At 73.8% G+C, this 9,299-nt stretch carries 9 protein-coding genes; 6 read left to right on the forward strand and 3 right to left on the reverse strand.

All coding sequences use genetic code 11. The features are described from left to right. The first annotated feature begins 64 nt into the window (after window positions 1–64). Window positions 65–769 carry a type 1 glutamine amidotransferase domain-containing protein gene (locus ACIQR3_RS27140; protein WP_403543248.1) on the forward strand — a complete coding sequence of 235 codons (705 nt, stop codon included), beginning with the start codon at window positions 65–67 and terminating at the stop codon, window positions 767–769. A gap of 180 nt (window positions 770–949) precedes the next feature. After that, window positions 950–3,058, forward strand: coding sequence for an ATP-binding protein (locus ACIQR3_RS27145; RefSeq protein WP_403543249.1), 2,109 nt, complete (start codon window positions 950–952; stop codon window positions 3,056–3,058). A gap of 47 nt (window positions 3,059–3,105) precedes the next feature. Here the strand turns inward: ACIQR3_RS27145 and ACIQR3_RS27150 are convergent, their stop codons facing one another. The 3 genes from ACIQR3_RS27150 to ACIQR3_RS27160 all read right to left on the reverse strand — a co-directional run bounded on the left by ACIQR3_RS27150 (window position 3,106) and on the right by ACIQR3_RS27160 (window position 5,349). Next, window positions 3,106–3,588, reverse strand: coding sequence for a DUF6299 family protein (locus ACIQR3_RS27150; protein WP_403543250.1), 483 nt, complete (start codon window positions 3,586–3,588; stop codon window positions 3,106–3,108). A 235-nt stretch (window positions 3,589–3,823) separates the two neighbouring features. Then, window positions 3,824–4,222, reverse strand: coding sequence for a RidA family protein (locus tag ACIQR3_RS27155; protein ID WP_403543251.1), 399 nt, complete (start codon window positions 4,220–4,222; stop codon window positions 3,824–3,826). Then, entirely contained in the window at window positions 4,219–5,349 is a 1,131-nt protein-coding gene (locus ACIQR3_RS27160; RefSeq protein WP_403543252.1) for an acyl-CoA dehydrogenase family protein, read from the reverse strand. Before ACIQR3_RS27160 ends, ACIQR3_RS27155 begins: the two co-directional genes overlap by 4 nt. Before the next feature lie 181 nt (window positions 5,350–5,530). On the opposite strand from ACIQR3_RS27160, the gene ACIQR3_RS27165 reads away from it, so the two are divergent. The 4 genes from ACIQR3_RS27165 to cysD form a co-directional block, all read left to right on the forward strand. Further along, entirely contained in the window at window positions 5,531–7,198 is a 1,668-nt protein-coding gene (locus ACIQR3_RS27165) for an AMP-binding protein (RefSeq protein WP_403543253.1), read from the forward strand. A gap of 15 nt (window positions 7,199–7,213) precedes the next feature. Beyond that, window positions 7,214–8,026 (forward strand): PaaX family transcriptional regulator C-terminal domain-containing protein, encoded by an 813-nt coding sequence (locus tag ACIQR3_RS27170; RefSeq protein ID WP_403543254.1) that lies wholly within the window; start codon window positions 7,214–7,216, stop codon window positions 8,024–8,026. Between the two features lie 186 nt (window positions 8,027–8,212). After that, window positions 8,213–8,764, forward strand: a complete 552-nt coding sequence (gene cysC / locus ACIQR3_RS27175) for an adenylyl-sulfate kinase (RefSeq protein ID WP_403543255.1) — start codon at window positions 8,213–8,215, stop codon at window positions 8,762–8,764. Further along, a partial coding sequence (cysD, locus tag ACIQR3_RS27180; protein ID WP_403543256.1) for a sulfate adenylyltransferase subunit CysD occupies window positions 8,761–9,299 on the forward strand: 539 nt, incomplete at its 3' end. The genes cysC and cysD, both read left to right, overlap by 4 nt.

Raw genomic sequence — 9,299 nt, forward strand, 5'->3', positions numbered from 1 at the left:
CTGATGGAAAGTGGATGGCGTTCCGACACCCACCGAACCCGAACCGAACCCGGAGGAAACCGTCATGGCGAAGATCCTGATGATCGTCTCGGCCGCGGACACCCTGGTGCTGGCCGACGGCAGCGCCCACCCCACCGGCTACTGGGCGGAGGAGGTGGCCGTGTCCCACAAGGTGCTCGTCGAGGCGGGCCACCAGGTGGACATCGCCACCCCCGCCGGAGCGCGCCCCACCGTGGACCCCGTCTCGCTGGACGAGCGCGGCGGCGTGCGGGCCGCCGACGGGGCCGAGTTCCGCGCCTACCTGGACTCCATCGCCGCCGACCTCGACGCGCCGCTCGACCTGGGCACGGTCGAGGCCGCCGACTACGACGCGCTCTACCTGCCCGGCGGGCACGCCCCGATGACCGACCTGGCGGACGACCCCGCGCTGGGCGCCCTGCTCACCGAGGCCGACCAGCGGGGCCGGACCGTCGCCGCGCTGTGCCACGGCGTCGCCGCCCTGCTCAGCGCCACCGACAGCGCCGGGGCGTTCCTGTTCGCCGGCCGCGGCCTCACCGGCTTCACCAACGAGGAGGAGCGGCAGGGCGGCCTCGGCGACGCCGCTCCGTGGCTCGTCGAAGACCGCCTCGGCGAGCGCGGCGCGCACGTCCGGGCGGGCGCGCCGTGGTCGGACACCGTCGTCGTCGACGGCAACCTGATCACCGGGCAGAACCCGCAGTCCAGCGCGACCACCGCGAAGGAGGTCCTCGCGGCCCTGGACAACGCCTGACCATGATCAGGACACCCACTAAGGAGGTGTCCAAGACGCTCATTCCTGCACCAGGCGCGCCAACCACCATAGACATTGCGCGAGTTACCCCTCACAAGTAACCCCTCTGATCGGTGTATGATGCGAAGTCAGTAACGCCGACGACCAGTGAGCGAGCGGCGACGGCAGGAGGAGACCCACGTGACCGGCAGTGCTCCCCACGTCATAGCGGGCCGCCTGCGGCGCGGACGTGACCGGGGGTTCACCGGGCGGACAGCGGAACTCGCCGTCTTCCGCGCCGCCTTGGCCGGTGACGAGGGAGCCCCGGCCGTGCTCTTCGTGCACGGGCCCGGGGGCATCGGCAAGTCGATGCTGCTGCGTCGCTTCGCGGCCGAGGCGCGGGCAGGCGGCCGGCCGGTGCTGGAGATCGACGGCCGTACGGTCCAGCCGACGCCGGAGGCGTTCGAGCGGGAGGCCGGGGCGGCGCTCACCGAAGACGGCACGGTCCTGGTCATCGACACCTTCGAACGCTGCCAGGGGCTGGAGGGCTGGCTGCGGGACAGGTTCCTGCCCAGGCTGCCGGACGGCGCGGTGGCGGTGATCGCCGGACGGCAGGCACCGGACACGGAGTGGACCTCCGACCCGGGGTGGGCGGACCTGCTGTACCGCATGGCACTGCGCAATCTGTCCCCGGACGAGGCCACCGCCCTGCTCAGCGCCCGAGGAGTACCCCGGCGGGACCAGGCCGGGCTGCTGGCCTTCACCGGCGGGCATCCGCTCGCCCTGGCCCTGGCCGCCGCGGTGGCGGTGCGCGAACCCGCCCCTACCGCCACCCGTTGGAAACCCAGCATGGATGTCGTGGCGACCCTGCTCTCCCGGCTGGTCGGCGAGGTCCCCTCACCGCTGCACCGCCGGGCGCTGGAGGTGTGCGCCCGCGTCCACGTGACCACGGAGACACTGCTGCGGGTCGTCCTCGGCGACGACGCCGCCGCCCTGTTCGCCTGGCTGCGCACGCTCCCGTTCATCGAGTCCGCGCAGGACGGCCTCTTCCCGCACGACGTGGTCCGCCAGGCGCTGGAGGAGGACCTGCGCTGGCGCGACCCGGACGGCTACGCCGAACTGCACGGGCGGCTCGGCCGGCACCTGTTCGAGCAGATCCGCACCACACCCGCGGACGGGACGCTGTCCGCCGTGCGCTCCTTCCTCTTCCTGTACCGCGACGACCGGTACATGTCCGACTTCAACAGCTGGCGGGAGGCGGGCGAGGTACGGCTCACCCCGTACGAGGCGGAGGACCGGCGGCGGGTCGAGGCACTGGTGACCGAGGTCGAGGGCGAGGAGTCGGCCGCCCTGGCGGCGGCGTGGCTGGAACGCCGCCCGGACGCGTTCCGGATGTGCCGCACCGCGCGTGAGAACAAGGCGGTCGGCTTCTCCGCCTGGCTGCGGCTCGACGAGGCCCCGCGCGCGTTCCACGACCCGGTGGCCGAGGCGGCCTGGAACCACGCGCGGGCCACCCGGCCGCTCCGCGACGGCGAGCACGTGGCGCTGGCCCGCTTCTCGGTGACGGCGCCGGAGTACCCGAAGATCTCCCCGGTCGAGAACCTCCACCAGTGGCGGACCCTGGCCGAGGCCGCGAAGTCCGAGGGCCGGGTGGCGTGGATGTACGTCGCCGTACGGACGGGGACGTTCTGGACGCCGTACATGACCAGCCTCGGGCTGCGCCCCGTCGCGGAGCGGCCCCGGGTGGGCGCCCTGACCTACACGCTGTTCGCCATCGACTGGCGGGTCCAGCCGGTGTGGGCCTGGGCGGAGGAGAAGACCCGGCTGATGCTGTCCCACGTCCGGGACGGGTCGCGCACCGTCGGGACGGGCGGCGAGGAGGTGCCGCCGGACGCGGAGTTCACCGTCCTGTCCCGCCCCGAGTTCGACGCCGCGCTGCGCGACGCGCTCCGCACGTTCTTCCGCCCCCGGGAATGGTCCGCGAACCCGCTCACCCGCAGCAGACTGACAGCGGGCACCGGCCGCACCCTCCCCCAGATCCTGGCGGACGCGGTCGAGGGCCTGCGCTCGGAAGCAGGCGGCGAGAAGTACTACCGCGCGGTGTCCCGGACCTACCTCACCAAGGGCATGCCCACCCAGCAGGTGGTCGCCCAACGACTGGGACTGCCCTTCAGCACGTACCGCAGACACCTGACCGGAGGCATCACCCGGCTGTGCGACGCGCTGTGGCGGCAGGAGATCTACGGGGCCCCGGCGGCGACCGTCCTGCCGCACCCGGCGGCGCGGGACCTCGTGGCGCGGGAGCGCTGACCGGTCCGGCCGGCGGCGACGGTCCCGCCGGCCGGGGCCGCCTTCCGTCAGCCCTGTACCAGGGTCACGTCCTGCCGCTGCCAGGCGTGGATGGTGGGCAGCGGGAGGATCAGGGGGCGCAGTTCCACCACGGTCGCCTCGACCTGGGCGGGCCCCGGCTTCAGGGCCGGTGCGGCGTTCGCTGACGTGGGTCTGCCCGAGCCGGCCCAGGGGTGCACCTGCCCGTCGCACACCGCCCGGGTGCCGCGCAGGCCGTACCGTACGGTGCCGGCGTCCTGGCTGACCGAGGCGCTGACGAAGGCGAGGCCCCGGGCGGCGTCGCAGCGGTAGGTGCCGGCGAGGGTGACGGTGCCGTCGGGGGCGATGCGGCCGGTCGGGTCGACCGTCACCGTGCCACTGCCGGACGGGACGACGGCGGGCGGGACGGTGCCGGTCTGCTCGGCGGGGGCGGCCTGGGCCACGGGGGCGGCGGTCAGCAGGAGCAGGGCGGCGCACAGGGCGGGACGCGCCAGCGCGGACTTCAAGGACACGGGAACCTCCTGAAGAGTGGGGTTTCCACTGGTACCCGCCGGGTGCGGCACTCGGTGTGACCGTCACCCCTTCGGTGGCGCGTCCCTCGTGAGGGGGGCGGCGTCGCCGGACCGTGCCGGTCGTGTCCCCGCGCCGCGACCGCACCGGCGTCCACGCCGGCCGACTGACGGCCGCCGCCTGAACCCCGTACACCCGTGCACCCGTATGCCCGTATGCCCGTACGCCCGTACGGTGCTACGGCAGGACCGCGAACCCGTCCAGTTCGACCAGCGCCGTCTCGTCCCACAGCCGGACGACCTCGACGACGGCCATCGCCGGGTAGGCGCGGCCCATCCGCTCGCGCCAGATCCGGCCCAGTACGGCGGCCTGGGCGCGGTAGGCGGCGACGTCGGTGGCGTAGACGGTGACCCGGGCCAGGTCGGCGGGGGTGCCGCCGGTCGCGCGCAGGGCCGTCAGCAGGTTGGCGAGTGCCGTGTCGAACTGCTCGGGGAGGGTCCGTCCGGTCACCTTCCCCTCGGCGTCCAGCGCGGTCTGGCCGGCCAGGAAGACGACGCGGGTGCCGGTGGCGACGACGGCGTGCGAGAAGCCCGCGGGCGGGGCGAGGGCGGGCGGGTTCACGCGCTCGGCGCTCATGCGTCCCCCTCGGCTCGCGTGTACGACTCGCGGGCGATGATGTCCCGTTGGACCTCGCTCGCGCCCTCGTAGACGCGGGGGGCGCGCACCTCGCGGTAGAGGTGTTCGAGGAGGTGGCCGCGGCGCAGGGCGCGCGCGCCGTGCAGTTGGACGGCGCGGTCGACGACGTACTGCGCGGTCTCCGTGGCCAGCAGTTTGGCCATCGCGGCGCGTGCGCGGACGTCCGGCGCCCCCGCGTCGTACGCCGTCGCCGCCGCGTACACCATCAGGCGGGCCGCCTCCGTGCGCACGGCCATCTCGGCGACCTGGTGGGAGACGGCCTGGAGGGCGCTGAGCGGGCCGCCGAAGGCGTCGCGGGCGCGGGTGTGGGCCACGGTGGCGTCCAGGGCGGCCCGGGCCATGCCGACGGCGAAGGCGCCGACGCTGGGGCGGAACCGGTTCAGGGTGTCCATCGCCACCCGGAAGCCGTGGTCCGGCTCGCCCAGCACGTCGTCCTCCGTCACCGGTACGCCGTCGAAGGCGAGGGTGCCGATGGGGTGCGGGGAGAGCATCTCCAGGGGGGTGCCGGTGAGGCCGGGGCGGTCGGCGGGGACCAGGAACGCGGTGACGCCGCGGGCGCCGGCGCCGGGGGTCGTCCGGGCGAAGACGGTGTAGAGGTCGGCCTCGGGGGCGTTGGAGATCCAGCACTTCTCGCCGGTCAGCCGCCAGCCGGCCGGGCCGTCCCGGTGGGCCGCCAGCGACAGGGCCGCCGCGTCCGAGCCGGCGCCCGGTTCGGTGAGGGCGAAGGCGGCCACCGCCGTGCCGTCGGCGACGCGCGGCAGCCAGTGGGCGCGCTGGGCCTCGGTGCCGTGGGCGTGCACCGGATGGGCGCCCAGCCCCTGGAGGGCGAGGGCGGTCTCGGCCTCCGTGCAGGCGTACGCGAGGGACTCGCGCATCAGGCACAGGTCGAGGGCCGGGGAGGTGAACAGGCGCGGGAGCAGGCCGAGGGAGCCGAGGGCGGCGACCAGGGGGCGGTTGACCCGGCCGGGCGTTCCCCGGTCGGCGAGCGGGCGCAGCCGTTCGGCGGCCAGGGCGCGCAACTCGGCGCACCAGGCGGACTGTTCCGGCGTGAGCGCGAATGCCGTCATCGGCGGTCCCCCATCGACGGTCTCCCTGTCTGTCTGCTCCGTCTGCTCCGTCTGCTCCGTCTGCTCTATCTGCTCTGCCTGCCGGGCCCCAACTCCCAGGCTATCGCGGCGTATTGACCGCCGTCACGGACGCGATACGCTGCGCGGACGCGAGCTCACCACGAGCAGGGGGCGCACCGTCATGAATCCCCGGAGCACCGCCACCGCCCACGTCGACACCTTCGCCCGCGACCGGCTGCCACCGCCCGACCAGTGGCCCGACCTCCGCTTCGACCTGCCGGAACTGCGCTACCCGGACCGCCTGAACGCCGCCACCGAACTGCTCGAAGGCGGTGCCGGTGCCGGCCGCCCGGTCTTCCGCACCCCGTCCGGTGACGTGTGGAGCTACGGCGAGCTGCGCGCCCGGGTGGACCGGCTCGCGCACCTGCTCACCCGTGACCTCGGCGTGGTCCCCGGCAACCGGGTGCTGCTGCGCGGCCCCACCACCCCCTGGCTGGCCGCCTGCTGGCTGGCGGTGCTCAAGGCGGGCGCGATCGCGGTGACCGTGCTCGCGCAGCAGCGGCCGTCCGAGCTGAGCCGGATGTGCGCGATCGCCCGCGTACGGCACGCCCTGTGCGACATACGGTGCGTGGGCGACCTCGCCGAGGCCGGGGTCCCGGGGCTGCGAATCACGACGTACGGCGGTGACTCCCCCGACGACCTGCTGCGCCGTCCGGCGCCCTCGACGCCGTACCCGGCCGTGGAGACCGCCGCCGACGACGTGGCGCTGATCGCGTTCACCTCGGGGACCACCGGGCGCCCGAAGGGGTGCGTGCACCTGCACCGGGACGTGCTGGCGATCGCCGACACCTTCTCCCGGCACGTCCTGCGGCCCCGCGCGGACGACCTCTTCGCCGGCAGTCCGCCGCTCGGCTTCACCTTCGGCCTGGGCGGGCTGGTGATCTTCCCGATGCGGGCCGGGGCCTGCTCCCTGCTGCTGGAGCGGGCCGGGCCCCGGGAGCTGCTGCCCGCGATCGCCGAGCACCGGGTGTCGGTGCTGTTCACCGCGCCGACCGCGTACCGCGCGATGCTCGCCGCACCGGGCCCGCACGACCTGTCGTCGCTGCGGCGCTGTGTCTCCGCCGGGGAGAACCTGCCCGCCGCCACCTGGCGGGCCTGGTACGAGCGCACCGGGCTGCGCCTGATCAACGGCATCGGCGCCACCGAACTGCTGCACATCTTCGTCTCCGCCGCCGACGAGCTGATCCGGCCCGGCACGACCGGTGTGCCGGTGCCGGGGTGGCAGGCCGAGGTGCAGGACGCGCACGGCCGCCCCGTGCCGGACGGGGAGCCCGGGCTGCTCGCGGTGCGCGGGCCCGTGGGGTGCCGTTATCTCGACGATCCGCGGCAGCGGGAGTACGTGCGCGGCGGCTGGAACATCACCGGGGACCTCTACGTCCGCGACCCCGACGGCTGGTTCCGGTACGTCGCCCGCGCCGACGACATGATCGTCTCGGCCGGGTACAACATCGCCGGGCCGGAGGTGGAGGAGGCGCTTTTGCGCCACCCGGACGTGGTCGAGGCGGCGGTGGTGGGGCGGCCGGACGCGCGGCGCGGGCAGGTCGTGGTCGCCTTCGCGGTACTGAAGGACGGCGCCGAGCGGGACGCCGAGGCGCTGCGCGCCTTCGTACGGGCGGAGCTGGCGCCGTACAAGTGCCCGCGCGAGATCGTGTTCCGCACCGCGCTGCCGCGCACGGCGACCGGCAAACTCCAGCGGTTCCGGCTGCCGGCCGACGGGTACGCGGAACCATCGGCCCGCGGGGACGCGGAGTCGCCGACCGGCAGGGAAACAGGGGGTGACCGGCAGTGATGCCGACGACCTAAGATGATCAACGTGTCCGACCAGCATGCACCACGGTCCCTGATCGTCACGCTCTACGGCGCGTACGGCCGCTACGCGCCGGGCCCGGTCCCCGTCGCCGAGCTGATCCGGCTCCTGGCGGCGGTGGGGGTGGACGCGCCGTCCGTGCGCTCGTCGGTGTCCCGTCTCAAACGGCGCGGCCTGCTGCTGCCCGCCCGCACCGCCCGGGGCGCGGCCGGATACGAACTGTCCGACGAGGCCCGGCAGTTGCTCGACGACGGCGACCGGCGCATTTACGCCACCGATCCCCCGGCCGACGACGGCTGGGTGCTCGCCGTGTTCTCGGTGCCGGAGTCGGAACGGCAGAAGCGGCACATACTGCGCTCGCGCCTGGCCGCCCTCGGCTTCGGCACCGCCGCCCCCGGGGTGTGGATCGCCCCGGCCCGGCTGTACGAGGAGACCCGGCACGTCCTCGGCCGGCTGCGGCTGGACACCTATGTGGACTTCTTCCGCGGCGAGCACCTCGGGTTCGCGCCGACCGCCGAGGCGGTGGCCCGCTGGTGGGACCTGGCCGCGATCGCCAAGGAGCACGAGGCGTTCCTCGACCGCCACGCGCGCGTACTGCGCGACTGGGAGGAACGCCCGGACACCCCGCCCCAGGACGCCTACCGGGACTACCTGCTCGCCCTGGACTCCTGGCGCCGCCTGCCCTACGCCGACCCCGGCCTGCCCGCGCGCCTGCTGCCGGACGACTGGCCGGGCGCCCGCTCGGCCGCCGTGTTCCGGGCGCTGCACGCGCGGCTGCGGGACGCGGGGGCGGTCTTCGCGGACCTGTGACCTGACCACATGGTCCTGTGACCTGGCCACATGACCCTATGACCTGGCCACATGGTCCTGTGACCTCACGCACAACGCGCGTCACTCACGCAACCCTCAGGTTTCTCTGTGCCTCTTCTCAAGTTTCTTACCTACCGTCCGTGAGGTCGTCCACGGGGGCAGAGAACGAGAAGAGGACTGTTGCGCATGACCACCACGGCAAGACCGCTGGGAGCCACCGTCTGGCTCACCGGGCTGCCGAGCGCGGGCAAGACGACCATCGCCCGGCTGCTCGGTGACCGGCTGAAGGCGGAGGGACGCCGGGTGGAGGTGCTCGACGGCGACGAGATCCGCCGCTTCCTCTCGGCGGGCCTCGGCTTCTCCCGGGAGGACCGCAACACCAATGTGCAGCGCATCGGTCTGGTCTCCGAGGTCCTCGCCCGCAACGGCGTGCTCTCCGTCGTCCCCGTGATCGCGCCGTACGCCGACAGCCGGGAGGCGGTCCGCAAGCGCCACGAGGCGAGCGGGACGCCGTACATCGAGGTGCATGTCGCCACGCCGGTCGAGGTGTGCAGCGAGCGCGATGTGAAGGGGCTGTACGCCCAGCAGGCGGCGGGTGAGCTGACCGGGCTGACCGGGGTCGACGACCCCTACGAGCCGCCGGCCGACCCGGCGCTGGTGCTGCGGACGCAGGAGCAGACTCCGGCGGAGTCGGCCGACACCGTGTACGCGGTGCTGGCGGAGCGGGGGCTGGTGTGAACGACTTCGCCCTCTCGCACCTGGACGCGCTGGAGTCCGAGGCGGTGCACATCTTCCGCGAGGTCGCGGGCGAGTTCGAACGGCCGGTGATCCTCTTCTCCGGCGGCAAGGACTCCATCGTCATGCTCCACCTCGCGCTGAAAGCCTTCACCCCCGCCCCGGTCCCCTTCTCCCTCCTCCACGTCGACACCGGACACAACTTCCCCGAGGTACTGGAGTACCGCGACCGGACCGTCGACAAGCACGGACTGCGCCTGCACGTCGCCTCCGTCCAGGACTACATCGACCGCGGCATCCTCAAGGAACGCCCCGACGGCACCCGCAACCCGCTCCAGACCGTCCCGCTCACCGAGAAGATCCAGAGCGAGAAGTTCGACGCCGTCTTCGGCGGCGGACGCCGCGACGAGGAGAAGGCCCGCGCGAAGGAACGGGTGTTCTCGCTGCGCGACGAGTTCTCCCAGTGGGACCCCCGCCGCCAGCGGCCCGAACTGTGGAACCTCTACAACGGACGCCACGCCCCCGGCGAACACGTCCG

This window comes from Streptomyces sp. NPDC090994, from assembly GCF_044768905.1.
Taxonomy (GTDB): Bacteria; Actinomycetota; Actinomycetes; order Streptomycetales; family Streptomycetaceae; genus Streptomyces.